The organism is Paenibacillus camelliae (assembly GCF_023715345.1).
In the GTDB taxonomy this organism is placed as follows: Bacteria; Bacillota; Bacilli; order Paenibacillales; family Paenibacillaceae; genus Pristimantibacillus; species Pristimantibacillus camelliae.
The window spans coordinates 290,266-316,008 of sequence record NZ_JAMBNY010000001.1; the positions used below are offsets into that span (position 1 = coordinate 290,266).

The 25,743-nt window shown below is 43.5% G+C and carries 22 protein-coding genes; all 22 read right to left on the reverse strand.

Annotation, left to right across the window (positions count from 1 at the left end; all coding sequences use genetic code 11):
* Positions 1 to 8 precede the first annotated feature (8 nt).
* Complete coding sequence (locus tag M3180_RS01375; protein WP_251666333.1) at positions 9 to 596, reverse strand: dipicolinate synthase subunit B; 588 nt, start codon at positions 594 to 596, stop codon at positions 9 to 11.
* Positions 596 to 1,489, reverse strand: coding sequence for a dipicolinate synthase subunit DpsA (gene dpsA, locus M3180_RS01380; protein ID WP_251665430.1), 894 nt, complete (start codon positions 1,487 to 1,489; stop codon positions 596 to 598). Before dpsA ends, M3180_RS01375 begins: the two co-directional genes overlap by 1 nt.
* A 379-nt stretch (positions 1,490 to 1,868) precedes the next feature.
* Positions 1,869 to 2,288, reverse strand: a complete 420-nt coding sequence (gene dut / locus M3180_RS01385; protein WP_251666334.1) for a dUTP diphosphatase — start codon at positions 2,286 to 2,288, stop codon at positions 1,869 to 1,871.
* 4 nt (positions 2,289 to 2,292) lie between these two features.
* Positions 2,293 to 3,561, reverse strand: coding sequence for a M16 family metallopeptidase (locus M3180_RS01390; RefSeq protein WP_251665431.1), 1,269 nt, complete (start codon positions 3,559 to 3,561; stop codon positions 2,293 to 2,295).
* 156 nt (positions 3,562 to 3,717) lie between these two features.
* Positions 3,718 to 4,728 (reverse strand): polysaccharide deacetylase family protein, encoded by a 1,011-nt coding sequence (locus tag M3180_RS01395; RefSeq protein ID WP_251665432.1) that lies wholly within the window; start codon positions 4,726 to 4,728, stop codon positions 3,718 to 3,720.
* Between the two features lie 159 nt (positions 4,729 to 4,887).
* Positions 4,888 to 6,990 carry a polyribonucleotide nucleotidyltransferase gene (gene pnp, locus M3180_RS01400; protein ID WP_251665433.1) on the reverse strand — a complete coding sequence of 701 codons (2,103 nt, stop codon included), beginning with the start codon at positions 6,988 to 6,990 and terminating at the stop codon, positions 4,888 to 4,890.
* A gap of 98 nt (positions 6,991 to 7,088) precedes the next feature.
* A complete protein-coding gene (gene rpsO, locus M3180_RS01405) occupies positions 7,089 to 7,358 on the reverse strand; it encodes a 30S ribosomal protein S15 (RefSeq protein WP_251665434.1) in 270 nt (89 codons plus the stop codon).
* Between the two features lie 150 nt (positions 7,359 to 7,508).
* Positions 7,509 to 8,456, reverse strand: coding sequence for a bifunctional riboflavin kinase/FAD synthetase (locus M3180_RS01410; RefSeq protein WP_251665435.1), 948 nt, complete (start codon positions 8,454 to 8,456; stop codon positions 7,509 to 7,511).
* A gap of 37 nt (positions 8,457 to 8,493) precedes the next feature.
* Positions 8,494 to 9,390 carry a tRNA pseudouridine(55) synthase TruB gene (gene truB, locus M3180_RS01415; protein ID WP_349774453.1) on the reverse strand — a complete coding sequence of 299 codons (897 nt, stop codon included), beginning with the start codon at positions 9,388 to 9,390 and terminating at the stop codon, positions 8,494 to 8,496.
* Positions 9,391 to 9,402: 12 nt separating this feature from the next.
* Positions 9,403 to 10,392: a DHH family phosphoesterase gene (locus tag M3180_RS01420; RefSeq protein WP_251665437.1), complete on the reverse strand. Its 990-nt coding sequence runs from the start codon at positions 10,390 to 10,392 to the stop codon at positions 9,403 to 9,405.
* Positions 10,389 to 10,745, reverse strand: a complete 357-nt coding sequence (gene rbfA, locus M3180_RS01425) for a 30S ribosome-binding factor RbfA (RefSeq protein ID WP_251665438.1) — start codon at positions 10,743 to 10,745, stop codon at positions 10,389 to 10,391. The genes M3180_RS01420 and rbfA overlap by 4 nt, the downstream gene beginning before the upstream one ends.
* 7 nt (positions 10,746 to 10,752) lie before the next feature.
* Positions 10,753 to 13,293 carry a translation initiation factor IF-2 gene (gene infB / locus M3180_RS01430; RefSeq protein WP_251666335.1) on the reverse strand — a complete coding sequence of 847 codons (2,541 nt, stop codon included), beginning with the start codon at positions 13,291 to 13,293 and terminating at the stop codon, positions 10,753 to 10,755.
* A gap of 68 nt (positions 13,294 to 13,361) precedes the next feature.
* Positions 13,362 to 13,688 carry a L7Ae/L30e/S12e/Gadd45 family ribosomal protein gene (locus M3180_RS01435; RefSeq protein ID WP_251665439.1) on the reverse strand — a complete coding sequence of 109 codons (327 nt, stop codon included), beginning with the start codon at positions 13,686 to 13,688 and terminating at the stop codon, positions 13,362 to 13,364.
* Positions 13,675 to 13,986 carry an RNase P modulator RnpM gene (rnpM, locus tag M3180_RS01440; RefSeq protein ID WP_251665440.1) on the reverse strand — a complete coding sequence of 104 codons (312 nt, stop codon included), beginning with the start codon at positions 13,984 to 13,986 and terminating at the stop codon, positions 13,675 to 13,677. The genes M3180_RS01435 and rnpM overlap by 14 nt, the downstream gene beginning before the upstream one ends.
* Before the next feature lie 21 nt (positions 13,987 to 14,007).
* Positions 14,008 to 15,105, reverse strand: a complete 1,098-nt coding sequence (gene nusA, locus M3180_RS01445) for a transcription termination factor NusA (RefSeq protein WP_251665441.1) — start codon at positions 15,103 to 15,105, stop codon at positions 14,008 to 14,010.
* Positions 15,106 to 15,138: 33 nt separating this feature from the next.
* Positions 15,139 to 15,600 (reverse strand): ribosome maturation factor RimP, encoded by a 462-nt coding sequence (gene rimP, locus M3180_RS01450; RefSeq protein WP_251665442.1) that lies wholly within the window; start codon positions 15,598 to 15,600, stop codon positions 15,139 to 15,141.
* 167 nt (positions 15,601 to 15,767) lie between these two features.
* A complete protein-coding gene (locus M3180_RS01455) occupies positions 15,768 to 20,087 on the reverse strand; it encodes a PolC-type DNA polymerase III (protein ID WP_251665443.1) in 4,320 nt (1,439 codons plus the stop codon).
* A gap of 57 nt (positions 20,088 to 20,144) precedes the next feature.
* Positions 20,145 to 21,593 (reverse strand): proline--tRNA ligase, encoded by a 1,449-nt coding sequence (gene proS, locus M3180_RS01460; protein ID WP_251665444.1) that lies wholly within the window; start codon positions 21,591 to 21,593, stop codon positions 20,145 to 20,147.
* An 8-nt stretch (positions 21,594 to 21,601) separates the two neighbouring features.
* Positions 21,602 to 22,864, reverse strand: coding sequence for an RIP metalloprotease RseP (gene rseP / locus M3180_RS01465; RefSeq protein ID WP_251665445.1), 1,263 nt, complete (start codon positions 22,862 to 22,864; stop codon positions 21,602 to 21,604).
* Positions 22,865 to 22,946: 82 nt separating this feature from the next.
* Positions 22,947 to 24,086 (reverse strand): 1-deoxy-D-xylulose-5-phosphate reductoisomerase, encoded by a 1,140-nt coding sequence (locus M3180_RS01470; RefSeq protein ID WP_251665446.1) that lies wholly within the window; start codon positions 24,084 to 24,086, stop codon positions 22,947 to 22,949.
* Between the two features lie 14 nt (positions 24,087 to 24,100).
* Positions 24,101 to 24,895, reverse strand: a complete 795-nt coding sequence (locus M3180_RS01475) for a phosphatidate cytidylyltransferase (RefSeq protein ID WP_251665447.1) — start codon at positions 24,893 to 24,895, stop codon at positions 24,101 to 24,103.
* A 28-nt stretch (positions 24,896 to 24,923) separates the two neighbouring features.
* The gene (gene uppS / locus M3180_RS01480; protein WP_251665448.1) at positions 24,924 to 25,688 is read right to left on the reverse strand and encodes an undecaprenyl pyrophosphate synthase; all 765 of its coding nucleotides are present in this window, start codon (positions 25,686 to 25,688) and stop codon (positions 24,924 to 24,926) included.
* Positions 25,689 to 25,743: the final 55 nt, after the last annotated feature.

Here is a 25,743-nt window from a genome sequence, read left to right on the forward strand (position 1 = left end):
CTTATATATTAATGGCGCTCGACTAAAAGTGGCTGCAGCTGCTTACCTTGCAAGGCCGCTTCACATGCTTCCATAATCAAGTCCATTCTAGCAACTAAAGAATTCGGTTTATTGATAGGATCATCTTGACCGAACGGTACAAAATAAATATTTTTCGTAACAATGAGCTTGGCAATATTCGCTAGATTTAAGCCTAATCCATCATTAGTCGAAATCGCAATAACGATTGGCCTACCATTGCGCATTTGGGATTTAGCAGCCATTAGCACGGCGCTATCCGTGATTGCATTTGCAAGTCTACTTGTTGTATTACCAGTACAAGGAGCGATCGTAAGGACATCAATTTTTTTCGATGGTCCAAGCGGCTCTGCTTGCACGATAGTAGAGACAATCTCATTACCTGTAATTCTATTAAGCTCATTACGCCATTTTTCGGCCGTGCCAAAACGAGTATCCGTCGTAATCAACGTATTGGACACAATCGGAATGACATTCGCTCCTGCATCAACAAATCGTTGGATTTGCGGCATTACCTCTTCAAATGTGCAATGTGAGCCTGACAGCGCATAACCAACTGTTTTTCCGTTCCAATCCATCATAATTCCCTCCGCTTCATTTGATCCAATAGTAATTGGCTTAAGCAATCGGCGAGAATTAGACCTGCTGTCTTCGGAGCTACAATGCCAGGCAGTCCTGGCGCAAGCAACGCTTTTATCTCTTTTGACTCAGCATAGGAAAAATCTGTTCCCCCTGGCTTTGTCGCAAGATCGATAATAACCGCGCTTTTTTGTAGTTTGTCGATTATTTGTGCTGTGATAATCATAGTCGGAATTGTATTAAAAAGCAAGTCAATATTCACCACATATTGCTCAAGATCCTTTGTGTAGAAAGGCTGAAAGCCCATTTCATAAGCACGTGCAAAGTGCTGGCTTCGATTTACACCAACCCACACGTTCGAACCCAATGCCTGCAAACCTCTCGCCATAGAAATTCCCGTTCGGCCGAACCCCAGAACCATCGAGTGAGATCGGTGAATGGTGATATCGGTATGCTGAATGGCCATCATAAGCGCGCCTTCCACCGTCGGTATCGAATTAAAGATTGCAATATCATCACGCTCGAACAACTCTACTAGCTGTAATTGGTGACGCGCACAGAGCTCCTTCAAATAAGGTTTAGCCATGCCTGCATAAATGACGCAAGTTTTAGGTAAGGCAGCAAGCAGTTCATCTGTTAGCTGTATCGTTTCGCTGCTGAAAACGGTATGCACATATCCATCGTCATCGCAACCGACAGCTGGCAGCAAAAGTGCATCAAGCTTAGCAAAAGCCTGTTTATTCAGCTCAATTGAAATTGCTTTATCAGGCAATTCCTTCTTCTGTTCAAAACCACAGATGCTGACTGTTGCATTGTTTTCGCAAAGCTTATTAATGATTTCAAGCTGCCTTGCATCTCCGCCAAGCAGAAGTACATTTACGCCCGTTAACATGGGGCACACTCCTTTCTGGCTCAAAAATATATGCTATACTATGCGGTTGCACAAAAATAGGTGTATAACTAGAGCTGAATCTTTTTAAAGTTCAACAAGGTCGAATCAGGCCTTAAAGGCGAGCCACTTCGTTTTACAGAATCGCTTTGCTCCTCCGCTCACGGTGAGCGTTGAGCAAACCTTGTATTGCTATATTCAGCTAACACCTCGCCATAACCATCAAAGCTTGAGCAAGGACGCACAACATATCTAAGCAAACACTAATGCTTGATACCTAAAAGACTCATTACATAACCAAACTAAAGCCCTCAAGCTGAGCACAAAAAAAGAGCAGTATGCCTATTCGGCATACTGCTCTTTTTGTCGCTCGATATAAAACCTATACTCCTGTATGTCCAAAACCGCCTGCACCGCGAACGGTGTCTGGCAGCTCATCAGCTTCTTCGATTGCAACCTTTGGTACAAGTCCAAACAGCATTTGTGCAATTCGTTCACCACGCTCAATCGTGAATGGCTCGCTACCAAAATTAACAAGCAATACCTTCACCTCTCCACGATAATCAGCATCGATGGTGCCAGGTGTATTCAAGCATGTAATCCCGTGCTTGTATGCTAGACCGCTGCGCGGACGAATTTGCGCCTCCAGCTCATTAGGCATTGCCATGGCAAAGCCAGTCGGAATCAGCTTGCGCTCACCAGGAGCAAGAATGATGGGTTCATCAACTGCCGCCTGCAGATCAAAGCCTGCGGAGCCTTCTGTCATCCTTTTGGGTATAGCTAAATCCTCATTGCCAGGCATTCTTTTAAATAACACTTGATACAAGCTGATCCCTCCTAAGGTTAGCAATTGCTTTGTCGCTTGCACCAACCATTGAAATAGCAAAAGGTGTTGCGAGCATCGTCTTAGTCACTTCTTTAATATCATCCATCGTAATCGCATCAATACGAGCTAGCAAGGCATCAATCGAATTATGCTTACCGAGCATAAGCTCATGCTTGCCATTTCGATTCATACGACTGCTCGTGCTTTCAAGATTAAGGATAAGCGAGCCTTTGAGCTGCTCCTTGCCTCGAATAAGCTCCGCTTCCGATAGGCCTTTGCTTCCAACTTCATGCATAAGCTCCATCGTTAAATTGACAACCTCTTCGGTTTGCTTTGGTGCAGTTCCAGCATAAATCGTAAAAAGACCAGAATCTGCAGCTGCACTATGATAGGAATAAACGGAATAAGCTAATCCCCGCTCCTCACGTATCACTTGAAACAGACGTGAGCTCATACCGCCGCCCAGCGCATTATTAAGTAAAATCATTGCATTCTGCAGCGGAGTGCCCATCGCGAAGCCTGGAAATGATATGCAGATATGATTTTGCTCCGTTTTCTTTTGGAAGAATGAATAATCACCAATAAAGCTTGGAGCCGTAATGCTCGTTGGCTCAGTCGCATCATTCCGATAATGTCCAAAATATGTTTCCAGCAGCTCAATTAAGCTTTTCGGCTCAATATTACCTGCAACACTCAACACGATATTATCTATGGTATAACGATCCTTCATAAATTGCAGCAAATCCTCGGAGCTCATCGATTCAAGAGTCTGCTCCGTACCTAAAATCGTATAAGCAAGCGGATGGTCGCCATAGGCAGACTTAGCCACTTCATCATGAACTCGATCATCCGGTGTATCCTCATACATCGATATCTCTTCTAGTATGACGTTACGCTCCTTCGCGAGCTCTTCTTTATCCATTTGCGAATTAAAAAACATATCTGCCAATACATCAACAGCTAGTGGCAAATGAGAATCAAGCACCTTAGCAAAGTAACAGGTGTATTCCTTAGCGGTAAATGCATTCACATTACCGCCGATCCCATCAAATAAGTCAGCAATATCGCGTGCACTGCGCTTTCCTGTTCCCTTGAACATCATGTGTTCAATAAAATGTGAAATTCCGTTATTATGTACCGTTTCATTGCGGGAACCATTCTTTACCCATATACCGAATGAAACAGATCGTACGGTAGGAATTTGTTCGACAACGACACGCATGCCGTTGCTAAGCTTGTATTTTTCCACCAAGCGCCCTCCTAAACCTTTTCGTAAGTTCAGCCATACTTCCTTGCAACGAAAAGTTGCTTCGGAAGCATTACCAATACTTTTCGTAGTTTCTTACTATACTCCCTTGCAACGAAAAGTTACATCGCAAGCATTTATGTGAATGATATCACTATATCAAAATATGTCTACTCCCTCAACTGCATCGTGCAATCGTTCTGAAGAAAGGGTATGTGCAACAGTACCAGGTATATATCCTTTCTCCTTCATATATTGAATCATCATCGGCAATGTCTGTTCGGTTGCTGCCGTTGGATGCATCAGAATCATTGCGCCAGGCTCAAGATTAGACTTAATACGTGCCATTACTTGATCTGACGTAGGATTGCGCCAATCAATCGTGTCAATCGTCCATAGTACCGTCAGAAGCCCCTGTTCTCTGGCAACTTGCACAGTCGTAGCATTAAAGGAGCCGGACGGCGGTGCGAACCATTGATTATTGACGTTCATTTCCTTCAGTAGTTGCTCTGTTTTAACAATCTGTCGTTGCTGCTCCGATCGAGACAAAGTCGCCATATCCGGATGGCTGTAGGCATGGTTGGATATTTCATGTCCTTCCTGCTGAATTCGGAGGGCGAGCTCTTTGTTTTTGCTAAGCCATGATCCATCAAAGAAGAAAGTAGCCTTTACATCCTCCGTCTTTAACGTATTAAGGATTGAATCCAAATACTCATTGCCCCAAGCCACATTAATCATTAACGCCACCGATCTTTTTTCTGGATTCCCTTTATAGATCGGATAACTTCCTAAATCCTCTAGCTGCACTGCGGGCTCTACCTCACGATAAATAAATCGCAGCTGTGCACCTCGTACTGTATTTACATTTAATTCATAGGTAGCATCAATGTCTACCTCTAGTCCGTTGTAACCTGGGATTGCTTTATACACGCGGTCAATTCGGGCATTGATTGGTTCAACTCTCAGCTTTTCTGCCTCTTCCTTAATTTGCTTGAGTAACTCGGCTTTTTCAGAATCACTACGATTTACTTGAACAAATGTATATACAGCATCCTGCTCTTTAATATGTTGCATAAAGCTCGAAATGTTTCCATTCATTTTCACTAGTACCGCAAGCATCAGCATGCTCGCTGCAATGAATGAAGCTCTTTTCCACCATGTACGATTCAACCTACTCACTCCACATCATCATTTAATCAGCTTAATCCGTACAAGCTCAGTTGTAGTACATGTTATGTGGACAAAGGTTGCTTTATGAATGAAACGCAAAAAAAGAGACAGATGAACTCTGACTCTTCCTCGCATGTTTAACTATAACTCAAACATATGTTACGCCTTCGGCGCCTCTTCTGCTTGAAGCACTGCTTTACGGGACAAATTAACGCGTCCTTGCTGATCAATTTCTGTTACTTTTACTGTAATTTGATCACCAATTTTTACGACATCCTCACACTTCGCCACGCGCTCAGTAGATAGCTGGGAAATATGAACAAGGCCATCTTTGTTAGGTAAGATCTCAACAAAACAGCCGAACTTCTCAATACGCTTCACTGTTCCTAGATAAATTTCACCAACAACGACCTCTTTAACAATGCCTTCAATAATTTGCTTCGCACGCTCATTCATTTCCTCATCAGATGAAGCAATGAATACGGAGCCATCCTGCTCAATATCGATCTTAACGCCAGTTTCCTCGATAATTTTGTTAATAATCTTACCACCAGAACCGATAACATCGCGAATTTTATCAGGATTAATTTTCATGCTGACAATTTTCGGAGCGTATCTCGATAAGCTAGAGCGAGATGATGTCATAACCTCAGTCATTTTACCAAGAATATGAAGTCGGCCTTCACGTGCTTGATCAAGCGCTTGCTCTAAAATCGCACGGTCAATACCTTGAATTTTAATATCCATCTGAATCGCTGTTACACCTTCAGCTGTACCTGCAACCTTAAAGTCCATATCCCCAAGATGATCTTCCATACCTTGGATATCAGAAAGAATCGAGAATTGTTCGCCGTCTTTAATAAGACCCATTGCAATACCCGCTACAGGAGCTTTAATCGGTACACCAGCATCCATCATTGCGAGAGTACTTGCACAGATACTTGCTTGTGAAGTCGAACCATTGGATTCAAGTACCTCAGACACTAGACGAATTGTATATGGGAACTCTTCCTCGGAAGGAATAACTTTAGATAACGCACGCTCGCCAAGCGCACCATGTCCAATCTCACGACGACCTGGAGGACGAAGCGGTCTTGCCTCACCTACAGAGAATGGAGGGAAGTTGTAATGATGCATAAAGCGTTTCGTTTCTTCAGCTGAAATACCATCAAGGATCTGCACATCACCAAGTGCACCTAACGTACAAATGCTTAGCGCCTGAGTTTGTCCACGTGTGAACAAGCCGGAACCATGTGTACGAGGCAGCAGTGCAACATCACATTCGATTGGACGAATTTCACTTAACGCACGGCCATCCGGACGTACCTTGTCATGTGTAATTAAGCGTCGAACCTCTTCCTTAACGATGTCGTACAATACTTCCTTCACATCAGCAATAAGCTCAGGAGTTTCTGCATATACCTCTTCGAAATGAGCGACTGTTTCTGCGTTAACCGCATCAATCGCATCCTGACGCGCATGCTTTTCAGCAATACTTACAGCTGCAACAAGGCGTTCAGAAGCAAATTCACGAACGGCTTTATTCACAGCTTCATCAACTGTATGTAACACAACTTCCATTTTTTCTTTACCAGCAAGCTTTTGAAGCTCTTCAATCGATACGATAAGCTCCTTAATCGCATCATGACCGAACATAATTGCTTCGAGCATAACCGATTCTGGCACTTCATTCGCTTCAGCTTCAACCATCATAATCGCATCTTTTGTACCAGATACGACAACGTAAATATCGGATTCTTGTTCCTGAGCTACTGTTGGATTAATAATAAACTCTCCATTAATACGTCCAACGACAACACCACCCACCGGTCCGTTAAACGGAACGTCTGAGATAGTAAGTGCAGCTGAAGTACCAATCATAGCAGCAATTTCAGGTGAGCAATCTCGATCTACGGACATCACGATATTCGCAATTTGAACATCATTTCGGAAGCCCTCAGGGAATAGTGGGCGAATTGGACGGTCAGTTAGACGGCTGGAAAGAATTGCTTTCTCGCTTGGTCTACCTTCGCGTTTAATAAAGCCCCCTGGAATTTTACCTACTGCATATAGGCGTTCTTCATAGTTTACGGTTAGCGGGAAGAAATCCAGATCCTTTGGTTCTGTTGAAGCAGTTACTGTACATAGTACAGCCGTTTCACCATAACGAACCATAACAGCTGCATTGGCTTGCTTAGCCAATCGACCTGTTTCAAGAACAAGTGGTCTTCCACCTAGCGTCGTTTCAACTCGATGTTGCATTCAAACCCTCCTCTATTATTATAAAAAGCAACCCGAAGCCTTTAGATCCATGATTGGACCACCCCAAGGACTGCAGGTTGCTTTTCTTTACACTGATCTTAACGGCGTAGGCCTAATTTTTCAATCAATGCGCTATAACGTCTAACATCTTTCTTTTTAAGGTAAGCAAGTAGTTTACGACGTTGACCTACCATTTTCAACAAACCACGACGCGAATGATGATCTTTCTTATGCGTACGTAAGTGATCTGTCAAATTAACGATGTTTTCCGTTAGGATAGCGATTTGTACCTCTGGAGACCCAGTGTCACTAGCGTGAGTTTTATGTGTCTCGATAATTTCATTTTTACGTTCTTGAGTGATTGCCATCCTGATTCACCTCCTTATCATAATCGCCATTAGCCTAGCATTCGGCGGTGAGCTCGAAATCCAAGCTAAGGTTCAGTTGAACAAGCTTGTACTAAATACACGCCTGACAACAGTTCATAGTATAGCATAATCGAAATTGGTTTGTCGAGATTATTGTTGCGAGAACAATGCTTTTACTTGATCAGCATCTTTATTAATTTGTGCAATTAGTTCAGTTATGCCTGCAAAGCGTTGCTCCGGTCGAATAAATTTCACAAATTCAACGGTCATATGCTCACCATAAATATCCTCAGAAAAATCAAATAAATGTGCTTCCATAACAGGTACGATATCCTCTGCATAGAAGGTTGGCTTCATTCCATGGTTCAAGACTCCGTAATATGTACGATCGCCTAGATGAGCGATAATCGCATAAACACCTAATCGTATCGTCAAATATGGGGCATCAAGACGCAAATTCGCTGTCGGAAAACCGATGGTGCGTCCTCGCTGATCTCCTTGGACGACAACGCCTTCCACTTGAAAGTTTCTTCCAAGCAGATGATTGGCTTGCTCAATGTTACCTTCCTCTAAGTATTGACGAATAATTGTACTGCTAACCTTAGCATCGTCGATCATAAAAGCCTCTACCTTATCGACCACAATGTTAGGCTCGCATAGCTGTGCAAGCACTTCTGGTGTTCCAGCACCTTTCGCACCAAAGCGAAAGTCAAAGCCAACAGCAACATGGACAACGTTAAGCTCGCGAAGCAATTGCTCAACGAAGGCCTTTGGCGTTATCGCCGCAAATTCTAGATCAAAGCGAACAACAAACACATAATCAACACCAAGCTCTTCAAATAGCTCTATCTTCGTTGGAAGAGGTGTTAAGCAATGTGTATATTGCTCTCCATGACCGAGAATGACCTTCGGATGAGGATCAAACGTCATAACTGCCGAGGCAAGTCCTTGCTCCTTTGCCGTGCTTACCGCCTTGCTTATCACTTGCTGATGCCCACGATGCACGCCGTCAAAATGACCTAACGCAATCGATATGGAACGGTCGTCTAGCGCTATATCATTTGTGGATATAGGGTAAGTCAATGTTATGATTTTCAAAGTTGACACACCTACATTTCATCTTTAACATTTTTCACTAAGAAAATACTTTAACCGGCAAAACTAGATGATGTTTTTTATCAAGCTGGAAAATCCCTAAAAATATCCCCGCCTCGTCAAATACACGCACGATCGAGCCGTCTTCTAGCTGCTGATGTCCATCAATATCAGTCCAATAGAGCTTTTGCCCTTGAATGGCGTATTTGCGTTTTATGCTTTTGACTGTTGTGGCTGGAATGTGATCAATCGCTTGATCAGGACTGATGAGGATATCCTCAAGCGTCCCTTGCTGCATATGCTCTTCTACTTGCTCCAAGGTTACACATTGCTCCTTAACGATACCGCCGGACATCGTTCGAACGAGTGAGGCCATCGCAGCTGGCACTCCTAATGCCCTGCCAATATCAACACATAATGTACGTATATAAGTCCCTTTAGAACAGAGCACAGAGAAAGTAAACTGGGGATGCTTTTTCTCAAGATCAATTGAAATTAGCTCAATCTGATGGATTGTCACCTGGCGAGCTTTTCTTTCAACTGATTTCCCTTCACGTGCTAGCTCATACAAACGTTTGCCATCCACCTTAACTGCTGAGTACATCGGAGGAATTTGCTCGATGTTACCGATAAATTGCTTCAGTACTTTTTTTATGTCCTGCTCTGATACTTGAACGGATTCCACAGAATCAATTATTTCTCCTGTCATATCCTCGGTATCGGTTGCTACTCCAAGACAGATCGTCGCCTCATATGATTTGGGACGCTCTTGTATATATTCAACAACACGCGTGCTTCTCCCCAAACAAAGAGGAAGTACACCTGTCACCATAGGATCAAGTGTACCCGCGTGTCCAATTCGTTTCATACCTAATAAACGTCGTGTTTTAGCTACTACATCATGCGACGTCCAGCCCTCAGGTTTCCATATAGCCAATATGCCGTCCATCTATGTCAACGCCTTTCGAAACGCTTCAACCAAGCTTTGAACGCTCTCATCCATATTAGCAGTTAAGCGACAGCCAGCAGCTCTAACATGGCCACCACCGCCAAAGCTTTGAGCTACTTCGGACACATTCACTTTGCCCTTTGAACGAATGCTAGCCTTCACGATTCCTGTATCTGATTCTTTGAATAGAATCCCGACCTCTACACCTTCTACGTTTAAGATATAGTTGACAATCCCTTCAATATCCTCAGTCACAGCTCCACAATTTTTAAGGTCATCCTTCATAATGGTAACCCAGCCAATCGTTTGCTCTTCGTTAAACGTTATTCGGGCAAGCGCTGCTTGCAGCAGCTTTAATCTTCCCATTGTCATCTTTTCAAGCAAATGATCAGCTAACTCATAAGCAGAGACACCAAGTGAAAGTAATTCTGATGCCATCGACATGACAGCTGGTGAGGTATTGGAGTAACGGAAGCCGCCTGTATCTGTTAAAAGTCCAGAATAGAGCGCTTTAGCACATGCTAAATTCGGTGTAAAGGAGGTTTTCTTAATGATGTCATAAATAATCTCTACTGTCGCTGCAGCATCGCTGCGAATGACATTAACGGTACCAAATCCATTATTCGTTGCATGATGATCAATGTTCAGCAGCGGTGATTTCCGCTCTTGAATTAATGTCATGACATCGCCTAGTCTTGACGCATCTGCACAATCCAGTGCAATAACTGCATCGAACTGAAGCTCAGCATTAACATCATATTGAACAATGTCCTCGTAGTGATAAAGGTAGCTTAGACGACCAGGCAATTCACTCTGATTCACGATCGTTACCTGTTTGCCGTATTGCTCCAGCAACCAACTCATCGCAGCACATGAGCTAATCGCATCACCATCGGGGTTTTCATGAGCAACAACTAGATAAGAAGAATAGCCTTGTATAAAGGCTATTGCTTCTTCGAGTTGTGATACATATTTGTCTGCAGCACTCATTTGGGACCCATATCCTGATTAATATCAGAAAGTAAGGATTCAATGCGACTGCCATATTCAATGCTGCTATCAAATTTGAATTGCAGTTCCGGTGTATGACGTAATTTAACTCGCTTGCCTAGCTCTGAGCGTAAATAGCCAGAAGCCTTTGACAATGCGCGCAGCGTCTCTTCCTTCTGTTCATCACTGCCTAGTACACTAAGATAAACTCGGGCCTGTGACAAATCATTTGTCGTTTCAACACCTGTTACTGTAATAAAGCCAATACGCGGATCTTTTAGCTCTGTTTGAATAATCAGGCTTAATTCCTTCTTGATCTGCTCACTTACACGGCCAACCCGTATTTTTGCCATTGCTTAATCACCTCTCAACTGGCTCCATGACAAAGGCTTCGATAACATCTGATTCCTTAACATCGTTGAAGCGTTCCAGTGTAATCCCGCATTCAAAGCCTTGAGAAACTTCCTTCGCATCATCCTTATAGCGCTTCAAGGAGTCAATTTTACCAGTATATACGACGATACCATCACGTATTACACGAGCTTCTGAGTTGCGTCCGATTTTGCCATCGGTAACCATACAACCGGCAATTGCACCAATTTTCGATACTTTGAAAATGTTACGAACCTCAGCATGACCAGTAACGACCTCTTTATATACTGGCTCCAGAAGTCCCTTCATAGCTTGTTCAATTTCATCGATAGCATTATAAATGATGCTATGCATACGAACATCAACTTTTTCCTGCTCGATCGTATATTCTGCTTGTGGCTCCGGTCGAACGTTAAATCCAATTACAATTGCATTAGATGCAGAAGCAAGAATAATATCAGACTCTGTAATCGCACCTGCACCACTGTGGATAATTTTCACACGTACACCTTCAACCTCGATTTTAGCAAGCGAGCCTTTAAGTGCTTCAGCAGAGCCTTGTACGTCAGCTTTAATAATGACGTTCAGCTCTTTCATCTCGCCTTCTTTAATGTGGTTGTATAGATCATCTAGTGTTACGCGTGTATTTGCACCGATCTCAGATTGACGATGCTTAATCGCACGGCGATCTGCAATTGCACGAGCTTTACGCTCATCCTCGAACACCATGAACGGATCTCCAGCAAGTGGCACTTCAGTTAAACCTGTAATCTCTACAGGTGTAGATGGACCTGCTTCCTTCATACGGCGACCGCGATCGTTCACCATTGCTCTTACACGACCGAAGCAGTTACCCGCTACGAATGCATCTCCAACCTTAAGCGTTCCGTGCTGTACAAGAATACGAGCAACCGGACCTTTACCTTTATCAAGCTCTGCTTCGATAACGGTACCACGAGCACGCTTGTTCGGATTCGCTTTGTATTCATTCACTTCTGCTACGAGTAGAATCATCTCAAGCAAGTTTTCAAGGCCAATACGCTGTTTCGCAGAAACTTCAACGAAGATTGTATCTCCGCCCCACTCTTCTGGTACCAGTTCATATTCTGTCATCTCTTGCTTGATTTTATCAACGTTTGCAGTCGGTTTATCAATTTTGTTAACTGCAACAATAATTGGACAATTTGCTGCTTTAGCGTGATTGATTGCCTCTACCGTTTGCGGCATAATGCCGTCATCTGCTGCTACTACAATAATTGTAATATCCGTTACTTGAGCACCACGAGCACGCATAAGCGTAAACGCTTCGTGACCAGGTGTATCTAGGAACGTAATTTTTTTATTGTTGATTTCTACTTGGTATGCACCGATATGCTGCGTAATACCGCCGGCTTCACCAGTCGTAACACTTGATTTACGAATAGAGTCAAGCAATGTTGTTTTACCGTGGTCAACGTGACCCATGATCGTAACAACTGGAGGGCGAGTCATAAGATCACTTTCCTCATCGACCTCTTCAACCGTTTCGAAGTTATCTTCCTCTACCGGAATTTTCACTTCTACCTCAATACCATATTCACCAGCGATTAGCAGGATAGCATCCATATCAACTTCCTGATTAATCGTTGCCATTACACCTAGGAAAAGAAGCTTTTTAATAACCTCAGAAGCATCCTTATGAAGCAGCTTAGCCAGCTCTCCGACCGTCATTGTACCGCGTACAATAATTTTCTTCGGCGTGTTGTCAATTTTCTCACGAGGCGGCTGAGACTGATTACGTCCTTGACGCCCTCTATTGTTTTTGTTTCTAAAGTTTGGATTTGATCGTCCATCCTCGAAACGTCTATTGCTGTGTTTGCCTTTATTACCGCTGCTGTAGTTTTTCTCTTCGCCGCCAGAAGTCGGTCTGCTATTCTCAAAGCGTGACTCGAATGCTTTGGAAGCTGTGCCTTGCGTGCTCGTTCCACGGTTTTGTCCGCCTTGAGGGCGATTGCCACCTTGTGGACGATTGCCTTGTGCACCGCCGCTGCTTGGACCACGATTGCCACCTTGTGCATTGCTGCTCGGACCGCGGTTACCGCCTTGGCTGCTTTGCGAACGGTTCTGGAAGCCAGATCCGCCTTGAGAATTCGAACTACTTTGTGGTCGGTTACCTTGTGGACGATTACCGCCTTGGCCTTGACCTTGAGGTCTGCTTTGCCCTGTTCTAGGCTTTTGATCACGATTCGTTTGATTAGTTTGTGGACGTTGCTCACGTTTTTGATTGTCGTTCATATTAATAGAATTCATTGTCCCCTGTCTTTTTTCGTCTATGTTTTGCTTTTTATCCTGTGTTGTATCTGTAGTGTTAGCTGTTTTTGCCTTAGATGCTGGAGCTTCAGCATTAGATTTTTTCACTGCTGCATTCTCCTTTATCTCACGAAAGAAGCCTTCTACCTTAGATACCATCACATTTTCCATAACGCTCATATGATTGTTTACAGGTAAATCGAGCCTTTTAAGAATGGTGATTATTTCCTTACTGCTCATATTTACGGATTTTGCATACTCGTAAACGCGCAGCTTGTCTTTATTTTCCTTACCATCTTGTTTATTATTCAAGTAAGATCCACCTCCATATTTTGGCTTAAATGACCTGCAATCAATTGTGCAAATTGCACGTCAGTTACTGCGATAATAACTCGCTCTGCTTTTCCAATTGCTCTGCCTAAGCTTTCTCTATCATAAGCCTCGACTAACGAAACGTCATAGCTTCCGCATTTATCACGAAACTTCTTTTTCGTATTGTCCGAAGCGTCATTCGCTACAATGACGAGCTTTGCTTTTCCAGCTCGTATTGCTTTCAGTACGATTTCATCACCAGTCGCTAGCTTCCCCGCTCGCATTGCCATACCTAAGGCTGACAAAGCTTTATTCGTCTTCATCCATTAGCTCCTTGCTTGCAATAAATTCGTCCTCGATTTTCACAAAATCCGCTTCAAGCTGTTCATAGATGTCATCGCTCACCGGCTGTTTTAATGCTCGATCAAGCGCCTTGCTTTTTCTCGCCAACTTAAAACAGCTTTGCTTACCACATAAATAAGCACCACGGCCAGATTTTTTGCCCGTTAGATCAATCAGAACTTGTTCCTCCGGTGTCCGTACGACCCGAATGAGTTCCTTCTTCGGCATCATCTCTTGACATGCCACACATTTACGAAGCGGTACTTTTCTTGGTCTCATCGCACACCCTCCATTCTGAATTTAGTCGAACGATACCGAGTCCTGATGCATCACTTCTTGCGAAGTTTTAGGACGCCCAAACTCCTGCTCAGCCTGCGTTTCAGATTTTATATCAATTTTCCAGCCCGTAAGCTTTGCCGCGAGACGAGCATTTTGGCCTTTAATTCCGATCGCTAGCGATAATTGATAATCTGGAACGATCACGCGTGCCATCTTTTCTTGCTCAAACACGATAACTTCCAGCACTTTAGAAGGGCTTAACGCATTCGCAACATATTCCTCAATATTGTCAGACCAACGGACAATATCAATTTTCTCACCTTTTAGCTCGTTAACGATCGTTTGAACACGAATACCTTTTGGTCCGACACAAGAACCAACTGGATCCACCTCGCTATTACGAGAATATACGGCGATCTTAGAGCGAAAGCCTGCTTCTCTTGCAACAGATCGGATTTCTACGACACCGTCATATATTTCTGGAACTTCAAGCTCAAATAGACGCTTCAACAATCCAGGATGAGTGCGAGATAATATAATTTGCGGTCCCTTAGTCGTATTTTCCACCTTCGTAATAAAAGCCTTCACACGATCAAGATGCTTGAATTTATCTGTAGGCATAAGCTCAGTAAGTGGCAAGACTGCTTCTACTTTACCGAGGTCTACATACAAATTCCGAGTATCCTGTCTCTGTACAAGGCCCGTTACGATATCTTCCTCTTTATCGATAAATGCGTTATAGATAAGACCACGCTCAGCTTCGCGAATACGCTGTGTTACGACCTGCTTCGCTGTTTGAGCGGCGATACGACCAAAATCTCGAGGGGTTACTTCGATCTCAGCAATATCATCTAAATGATAGTGCGGGTTCACCTCACGCGCAGACTCAAGCGATATTTCTAATCTCGAATCTAATACATCCTCGACAACCGTTTTACGAGCATATACCTTAATGACACCGTTATGACGATTAATTTCTACTCTAACATTTTGTGCAGTATTGAAGTTACGCTTATAGCTGGAGATAAGTGCGGCTTCAATCGCCTCTAAAAGCACATCCTGTGAGATGCCTTTCTCTTTTGCAATCTCTTGCAGTGCTTCAATAAACTCCATACTCATTGGAACGATGTTCCCCCTTTCATCTCATAAAAACTAGAAAATAATTGCAAGCCTAGCACTTGCAACTTTTTCGTAAGGTAATATATGCTCATTATTTCCTACACGTACAGTGATCATCTCACCGTCAAATGCAAGAAGCTGGCCTTCAAATTCCTTCATCTTGTTGATTGGTTCATAGGTCGTAATAAATACGTTCTTGCCAATCGCTTTTTGTACATCCTCTGGCTTTTTTAGCGGTCGCTCCGCACCGGGCGAGGATACTTCAAGGAAATAAGCTCCTGAGATTGGCTCGTGAATGTCAAGCTGTTCACTTACATACTCACTAATACGTACACATTCATCGATATCGATGCCGCCCTCTTTGTCACAGAAAATGCGCAGGAACCAATTACTGCCTTCCTTTATGTATTCAATATCCACTAATTCAAAGCCATTCTCTTCAAGAAATGGTGTGATCATTGCCTCGATTGCGGTTTTGATTGCTGATGTACTCAAATGCGTTCCTCCTAAAAGCTTTCATTCATCAAAATTGGGTAATACAACACATAAAGAGTGGGTTTCCCCACTCTTTAATCGCGAAAGTCTTATCAACATCATTGCCACAAAAATTATAACATAATCGCATGTTAGTGACAAGAAATGATTTCTAGTTGCATTAGTTGCTAAAATAATGAGAGCTGGTTCGATTCAGGTAATCCTCTAAAGCAACCCATATTGGTGAGCAGCTCGATCGTCGTTTTAGATGCCTTTGTTCTCATCTGGAAATCCTCAATGGATAAGTATTCCCCGCCATCCTTTGCAGCAGCGATGTTACGCGCCGCATTGGCTCCTATACCAGCAACAGCAGCAAACGGTGGAATAAGAGATGTGCCATCCACTTGGAATTTAACCGCATCCGAACGATACAGATCAATCGGCTTAAAGGAAAAGCCTCTTGCCGTCATCTCAAGACTCATTTCTAGCTGGGACAGCATGCTTTTCTCTTTCGGAGTTGCGCTAAAGCCTTTGCTTTCTATTTCCTCGATGCGTTTCGCGATAGCATCGTAGCCCTGACATAACAGCTCAAGCTCAAAATCATCCGCTCGTACAGTAAAATACGTTGCATAAAATTCAATAGGGTAATATAGCTTGAAAAATGCAGTACGAACAGCTGAGATAACATAAGCTGCGGCATGGGCTTTCGGGAACATGTACTCAATGCGCAGACAGGAATCGATATACCACTGCGGTACATTACAGCGTTTCATTTCCTCGATCCACTCTGGTGTAAGTCCTCTACCTTTACGAACACTCTCCGTAATCTTAAACGCTAGTGACGCATCCATACCCGCCTTATAGATTAAATAAAGCATAATATCGTCACGACAGCCGATTACGGTCTTGATTGTACAGGTGCGATTTTTAATGAGCTCCTGAGCATTCCCGAGCCATACACCAGTACCATGGGATAAGCCTGAGATTTGTAGTAAATCGGCAAAGCTTGATGGCTGCGTCTCCTGCAGCATCTGACGAACAAACTTCGTCCCCATCTCTGGCACACCATAGGTTGCTACGGCCGTACGTATTTGCTGTGGTGTTACGCCGAGCGCCTCAGTAGAGTTGAACAAGCTCATTACCTTAGGATCATTCATCGGTATGGTCGTAGGGTCAACGCCTGTTAAATCCTGCAGCATCCTCATCATCGTCGGATCATCGTGCCCTAGTATATCGAGCTTGAGTAAGTTTTCATCAAAGGCATGATAATCAAAATGCGTCGTTTTCCATTCTGCAGAAGTATCATCCGCTGGATACTGGACAGGTGTAACATCCTCTACCTCAATATAGTCAGGAACAACAACGATACCGCCGGGATGCTGACCAGTACTGCGTTTTACACCAGTACAGCCACTAGCTAGACGTGATAGCTCCGCGCCTCTCCACTTCTTCCCATGCTCTTCTTCATACTTTTTAGCAAAGCCGTAGGCTGTTTTTTCAGCAACAGTACCAATCGTTCCCGCACGGAATACGCTTTTCTCTCCGAAGAGCTCCTTCGTATAATTATGCGCGATTGGCTGATACTCTCCTGAGAAGTTAAGATCGATATCGGGAACCTTGTCTCCCTTGAAGCCAAGGAACGTCTCGAACGGAATATCTTGACCTTCCCCTTTTAGAGGTTGTCCACAGTTAGGACAATCCTTATTAGGCAAGTCAAAGCCACTCGGCACGCTACCATCTAAAAACCATTCGCTATATTTACATTCCTTATTCAGACATAAATAATGCGCAGGCAGTGGATTAACCTCTGATATGCCGAGGAAGGTCGCTACGACAGAGGAACCGACCGAGCCACGCGAACCTACGAGATAGCCGTCAGCATTTGACTTTTTAACAAGCTTCTCTGATATGAGGTAGTTGGCCGAGAAGTTGTATTTAATAATCGGCACTAGCTCTTTTTCTAATCGATCAATAACAACCTGCGGCAAATCCTCGCCGTACATCGATTTAGCTGTCTCATAGCAAGTATTGCGGATCTCTTCGTCTGCTCCATCAATATTTGGAGCGAATAGCTCAGAAGGGAACATCTGATATTGCTCAAAACGGTCTGCCAGCTCATTTGTATTTTTAATAACGACCTCATACGCGGCTTCTTCACCAAGGAATTTGAATTCCTGCAGCATTTCGTCGGTTGTACGGAAATGAGCATCAGGCTTTCTCATATTTTTAAGTGGACTAAAGCCAGTGATGCCGAGAATCGTAATATCACGATAGATCTTGTCCATCGGATTAAGGTAATGAACATTACCCGTTGCGATCACAGGCTTATTCAGCTTAATACCTAGCTGATAAATTCTTCTTAATGCATTTTCCAAGTCAGCTCGACTGCCAACAAGTCCTTTTTCTACCAAGTGAATATAGAAGTCTATTGGCTGGATCTCGAGCACATCGTAGAATTGTGCAACTTCTTCTGCCTCTTCCTCTGACTTGTTCAGCACTGTCTCAAAAAATTCGCCCTTCTCACAGCCAGAAACAACAAGCAAGCCTTCACGCAGCTCCATCAGCTTACTTTTTGGAATCGTAGCAACCTTCTTAAAGTATTCTGTATGTGATAGGCTGATCAGCTTGAATAGATTCTTTTTACCGACCGCATTAAGCGCATAAATGGTTGAGTGGAACGGTCTTGCATTGGACAGATCGAGGCCGACATAATCGTTCAGCTGTGTTAGCTTAACGATATTACGCTCAACTGCGTCTTTTACTAGCCCGTTCAATATTCCACCTAGTGCAATCGTATCATCAATCGCTCTATGGTGATTTTCTAAGCTCACTTTATATTTATCAGCCAATGTGTTCAGGCGGTGATTTTTCATCGTTGGATAAAGTAGTCTTGCCAGCTCTAACGTATCAAGCACCGGATTCGTAACCTCTGGCATACCGAGCGTTTTGCAATTTGCTTGGATAAAGCCGATATCGAAGCGAGCGTTATGGGCAACTAAAATATCATCGCCAATAAACTCGATAAATTGGCGTAGTGTTGGCTCAAGCTCGGGCGCATCAGCAACCATATCATCGGTAATGTTTGTCAGCTGCTGAATATTGTAAGGAATTTTTTCATGTGGATTAATGAATGAAGTAAAGCGATCCACTTCCACACCATTACGCATCCGAACACCAGCGATTTCAATAATTTTATTGTTAATGACAGAAAGACCTGTCGTCTCAATATCAAACACGATATAAGTTGCTTCTGCTAGAAGCTCTTCTCGAGGGTTAATGACAATCGGCACAGAGTCATTTACTAGATTCGCTTCAACACCATATAACACCTTCATGTCATGCTTCTTCGCTGCCTTCACCGCATCAGGGTAGCATTGAACGTTGCTATGGTCCGTAATTGCAATTGCTTTATGGCCCCACTTAGCAGCCATCGCAATATAATCACCCACATGAGTGACTGCGTCCATCGTGCTCATTGTCGTATGCAGATGAAACTCAACCCGCTTCTCCTTCGCATGATCCATACGAGTAGGCGGTGCACTTATCTCATGTAGATCGTTAGGGATCATCACAAGCTCAGGCTCCTGCATGAAGCGATCGTATTCTACCTTACCTCTAGCTTTGATCCATTTCTTGTTGCTGAGCTTGCTTAAGATTTTTACATCTTCCTTCGTTTTGGCGAATACCTTCATCGATAAAGAATCTGTAAAATCCGTTAGATTGAAAACAAACAGCGTGCTTCCATTACGCAGTTCCTTGACGTCAAGGTTAAATACCATACCTTGAACGGCAATCTTTTTCTCCTCATCAACGACATTCATTAGTGGAATGATCTCATCACGAATATCATAGCCGATGGCTAGACGAACCGGCTCATCCCCGCTATCATCCGGCTCTGGCTCTGGCTCCGAAGGAGCAGCGGCCATTAGCTGCTGAATCGCCTCATTATTCTCCTGCTCAATTTTCTCCATGAACTCATCAAGAACATCCTGGTTATTCTCAGCGAGCTGAAGCTTGACAAGAACTTCTCGGTTAAAGGTTTGTTGGTAATATCCCTTCACTTCATCATCGATTCTTTTTCTTTTTGCAAGCTCTAGTCCTGTAGGATCGAGCAAACCAATGACTAGCTGATTGCCAGCTGCCTGTACTGTCGCTTTTTGCAGCCAACCATTAACAGAAGGTATATTTTTTTGTGCCCATTCTAAAAAGACCGGCCAGTATTGCATGATTATATTTTCCGTATCTACCATATCGTCATAGATAAAAACGAAGGATGTGTTTGCAATATGTGCAAACTTTTTTCTAATTTGATGTGTAAATCCATTGTAGGCTTGTAATGGAACTAAGGACGTCTTGCGAATGCAAAACGTCCAATCATTGTTGTGCTTATTTACGATGACTTGCTCAATGTAACCATCCTTAAAGTAAGCTTGTATGAGTTCCTGCGGCAGCCCTGATTGCTCTACCAGCATTTCAAAGCGCTGACGCTTGCCGTCGGTTTGGTTCATGTTATCCACTCCTGACGTTCATCTTTACTATACTAAGTCATGTTACCATACTTGTGATTAATACGCTCTAGCAAAAATAACCGTATGCTTAGCTTCGCCATTACATACTAGACAAGTCGTTTTATGTGTTTCAGGTTCAAATGGAATGTTTCGGCTTGTAGCACCGGTCTCTTCCTTCACCTTTTTCTCGCATTCATCGGAGCCACACCAGCCTGCTTCTACGAATCCACGTTTCTTCTCCATAGCAGCCTTCATCTCCTCAAGTGTGTCCACGGAGTATGAATTTTCCTCGCGGAACGCTTTCGCACGCTCGAACATAGCCGTTTGCGTTTCATCTAGCATCTTTTGAACTTCTTCTGCCAGATTCGCCTGTGCTACAATGCGTTTCTCGCCTGTAATTCGAGACACAAGCACGACTTGACCATTATCCATATCGCGTGGCCCAAGCTCTAGACGAAGCGGTACACCGCGCATTTCGTATTCATTGAATTTCCAGCCTGGACTTACATCCGAGCGATCATCAACACGAACGCGAATTCCAGCAGCCTTTAGCTCTGCATAAAGCTCATCTACGCGAGCGACGACAGCATCACGAGTTTTGGCAGGGCCAATCGGAATCATAATGACTTGCGTCGGTGCCACTTTAGGAGGAAGCGCCAAACCACGGTCATCACCGTGTACCATAATTAGCGAACCGATAAGTCGTGTACTTACACCCCATGATGTCGTATGGCAGTATTGAAGCTCGTTGTTGCGATCCAAATACTTTATATCAAAAGCTACAGCGAATTTATTACCAAGAAAATGAGAGGTACCTGCTTGAACAGCACGGCCATCCTTCATCATCGCTTCAATGGAGTACGTATTAACCGCACCAGCAAAGCGCTCTGAAGGTGTTTTCTCACCTTTAATAACAGGAATCGCTAAAAACTCCTCAACAAATTCTGTGTAGACATCAAGCATTTGACGCGTTTCCTGACGTGCTTCTTCTTCAGTTTCATGCGCAGTGTGGCCTTCCTGCCACAAAAATTCACTTGTACGAAGGAATGGCAACGTCCGCTTCTCCCAGCGAACGACGTTCGCCCACTGGTTAATAAGAACAGGCAAATCGCGATAAGATTGAATCCATTTTGAATACATATGACCAATCATCGTTTCAGAGGTAGGACGAATCGCTAAGCGCTCCTCCAGCACCTCGCCAGCAGCTTCTGTTACCCAAGGCAGCTCGGGATTGAAGCCCTCCACATGATCCTTTTCCTTTTGGAAAAAGCTTTCCGGAATAAACATAGGGAAATACGCATTACGATGTCCGGTTTCCTTGAAACGACGGTCCAAATCGCGCTGAATATGCTCCCAAATCTCATAACCATCCGGACGAAATACAATACATCCGCGAACTGGTGAGTAATCCATCAATTCTGCTTTTTTAATTACATCAATATACCATCTGGAGAAGTCCTCAGATTGAGGTGTAATCTCCGTAACAAATTGTTTGTCTTTAGCCATCAGCAGCTTTACTCCCCTCGAATTAATCGTACGATATCATTGTAGGTGACAACGAGCATAAGCAGCATTAACAAAGCAAAGCCGATAAAATGTACAAAGCTTTCCTTATTCGGACTAATTGGTTTGCGACGAATCGCCTCAAGTCCAATGAATAATAATCGACTGCCATCTAATGCCGGAACAGGCAGTAAATTAAATATCCCTAAGTATAAGCTAAGTGTAGCTGTCCAGCTTGTTAGCTGAACGATGCCTTGTCTTGCGATTTGACTCGTAATCTCAGCGGTACGCACAGGGCCGCCTAGATCGTCAAGCTCTACCTGCAGCGTAACGAGCATTTTTAATCCGTCCATAATTAGAACGGTCATTTCCTTCATTAGTGTTACCCCACCAGTGAAGGTTTCGCCTAAGGTTGGTGCGCGAGTTCCGAATGCAGCCTGAACACCTATTTTCCCTTCTCCTTGCTCATTAGGAACAGGAGTAATCGTTAGTGACTGCGGATTGCCATCACGGATAAAATCAATAACAATCGGCTTATTCGGATGCTTTGCAATGATACTAATCATCCGCGTGTAATCTGTCCCAACTGCCTCACCATTTACCGCAGTAATAATATCTCCTACTTGCATCTTGGCTTCTACAGCAGGCGTATCAGGAAGTAATGCTCCAATCTGTACATTCTCTCTTACCCCAGCCATCTGCACATACAATAAGAACAATATAAAAGCTAGTATAAAGTTCATCATTGGACCTGCGAATATAGCTAGTGCGCGCTGACCAACCGTTTTACTCCCGAATTGACGATCAATCGGTGCAATTTGTGTTTCCGTGCTTCTTGCAATAATGTGCGCCGTAGGGTGCACTTGATACTTTTCAACTTCACCTTCAACGTCGAGATCAATATGTAGATTTCGCTCTAAATCAATGGAGACAACTTCACCTCGAAGCACGTCCTTACGCTCATCCAGACGATCGAGATATATACGTTGAACGACACCATCTTTTAATCGTACCGCGACGGTTTGTCCTGGTTGAACCTCAACAATCTCTGGGTCCTCACCGGCCATGCGTACAAATCCGCCAGCCGGAATAAGCCGCAATGTATATCTAGTTTCCCCACGTTTAAATGAAATGACCTTCGGACCAAAGCCAATCGCAAATTCTCGCACAAGAATTCCTGCTCGTTTTGCGAAAAAATAATGTCCCCATTCATGAATCGTTACGATAACGAAAAACACTAAAACTGTTAAAAACACCGTTTGAATCATTTGCATATATGCTATTAGCCTCCTATCGTTACGGCCTGTACATAGATTATCATTATTCCACTATGGTACACAAGAGAACTAAAAGCAGTTAAATTACAGATGCAATTGCTCTTGCCTCTTGATCTACAGCAACGATAGCTTCAATTGTATCTACCTTGCAGCTATTATGCTTTGAAAGCACTGACTCTACCACATGCTCAATCCCTAAAAACGAAAGCTCACCCTTAAGAAAACGGTCTACTGCTACCTCATTAGCCGCATTATAGACAGTAGGGGATGAAAGCCCTGCCTTGCCGCATTCAAATGCCAGCCTAAGCATCGGATAACGAGCAAAATCCATCGGTCGAAAATTCAATTGTCCGATTTGAGCCAGACTTAGTCGCTCGGAAGTATTCTTTATTCGATTTGGATATGTCAATGCATACTGAATTGGCACGCGCATGTCAGGCAAACCGAGCTGTGCAATGACACTACCATCCACGAACTCAACATATGAATGGATAATGCTCTCTGGATGAATGACAACATCAATTTGATCATAGGTCACATCAAATAACCAATGCGCCTCGATCACCTCTAGCCCTTTATTGGCCATTGTCGCAGAATCGATTGTAATTTTAGCTCCCATAGACCAGTTTGGATGCTTCAGTGCCTGCTCCACGGTAACATTATGTAGCTGCTCTCTCGTATAGTCTCTAAAGGATCCGCCCGAGGCAGTCAGTATGATTCGCTCTGCTTGCTCGACCCGTTCACCATTTAAGCATTGGAATATGGCGGAATGCTCACTATCTATAGGTAGCACTTTTACACCTTTTTCCTTTGCCAGCGCCATAACGATATGACCAGCAGTCACTAGTGTCTCTTTATTCGCAAGACCAATGTGCTTACCAGCTTGTATAGCAGCTATTGTCGCTGGTAATCCTCGACTGCCCATAATCGCCGTCACAACGACCTCTGCTTCATGCGCCGTAGCAACCTCAATAAGCCCCTGTTCTCCATAGACTACTTGAACAGAAGCCGGTATAAAGCCTCTCAGCTGCTCACTTAGCTCTCTTGTAGCTACACTCACTAATTTAGGAGCGTATTTATCGATTTGTTGCTTAAGCAGTTCGATATTATTACCTGCGGAAAGTGCAACGATCTGAAATTTATCTGGATGCTGATCTACAATATCTAATGTTTGTGTTCCAATAGACCCTGTTGATCCTAGTAATGAGATTTTCTTCAATTGACTACCTCCACCTACACCGGAATGAGCTGAGTGAGAACAAGGATTGGAAACACGATAATCCAACTATCCGTACGATCAATGATACCTCCATGTCCTGGAAGTAAATTGCTCATATCCTTAATGCCTCGTACTCTTTTGTAAGCTGATTGCATTAAATCTCCAAGTTGACCAGCAATCGCAGCAACTAGTCCTAACACAATGGCACGCCACAGCTCTATAAAATCAGGAGCAATGACAGCGAATAGAATCGCTACAATAATTGAGCTGATTATCCCGCCAATTGCACCTTCAATGGTTTTGTTTGGACTAATAAGTGGCCATAGCTTTCGTTTTCCAAAAGCACGCCCGAAAAAATAAGCGCCGATATCACTCGCCCAAATCGAGCAAAAAGCAATAAAGCTCCACCATAAGGCATACTCTTCCATCAAGCGGACATCAATCATCGCAGCAAAGCCAATTCCTAGATAGACGGTACCTAAAAAAGTAAGTGCTGCCTCATTAATCGTAACTTTATTTTTAGTAAGCACGGTCAATGCAAGTAGCACAAACATAAGCAGCCATATAATTGCAGTATCCTGGATCCAGCTCACGCCATACGATTCAAAGGGAATGACAAGCGCTAGCAGGCCAAGTAATGCTGCAATGTGCAATGGATTGTTCCAGCTAAGATGGTTCATTCGAGAAAACTCAAACATTGCAATAATTGCCATAACGATAATAAGCGCTGCATAATAATGTCCACCCAAGATCATTAATCCTAAGAAGAGAGCACCCGCCAGGACTCCAGTAACCAATCTTTGCTTCATTGCAATACTTCACCTCTATGTGATGTCGCTACACTCCGCCAAATCGACGTGCGCGCCGCTGATATTCCTGGATTGCCGCCATAAAATGCTCCTCCGAAAACTCAGGCCAAAACACATCAGTAAAATAAAACTCACTATACGCTAGCTGCCAGAGCATGAAGTTACTTAAACGTATTTCTCCACTTGTTCTAATAAGCAAATCCGGATCAGGCATATTTTTTGATTGCATATACGTCGAGAACAAATCCTCATTAATATGATCAACCTGCAGCTGCCCCGACTGGGCCTGTGCAGCAATTGCTTTCACAGCTTCAATTAATTCAAGCCTTCCACCATAATTCAAGGCGAAATTAAGTACAAGACCTGTATTACCCGCTGTCCGATTCATTGCCTCTTCAACTGCTTTTCTTGTATGAGGTGGAAGATGCTCCTGATCACCCATCATTCGAACTTGTACGTTATTTTCCATTAATTCTTCAATTTCTAGTTCAAGAAATTGCTGAGGCAGCTTCATTAAGAATTCAACCTCATCTTTTGGTCGCTTCCAGTTCTCTGTTGAAAAGGCATAGAGTGTTAAGTACTTCACCCCAAGATCGTTCGCAGCTACTGTAATACGTTTTACTGTTTTCATTCCAGTGTGATGACCAGCAATTCTAGGCAGGCCTTTATGCTTTGCCCATCTTCCGTTGCCATCCATTATAATTGCTATATGTTCTGGTATATTATCAAGCTGAATCGGTAATGGAGATTGAGCTTCCGTTTCCCCTTTTTTAGACCATAGTCGCTTTAACAATAGGCTCCCTCCCAGCAAAATTCCATGAATATTCGCCATTTACTGAAAGAACCCC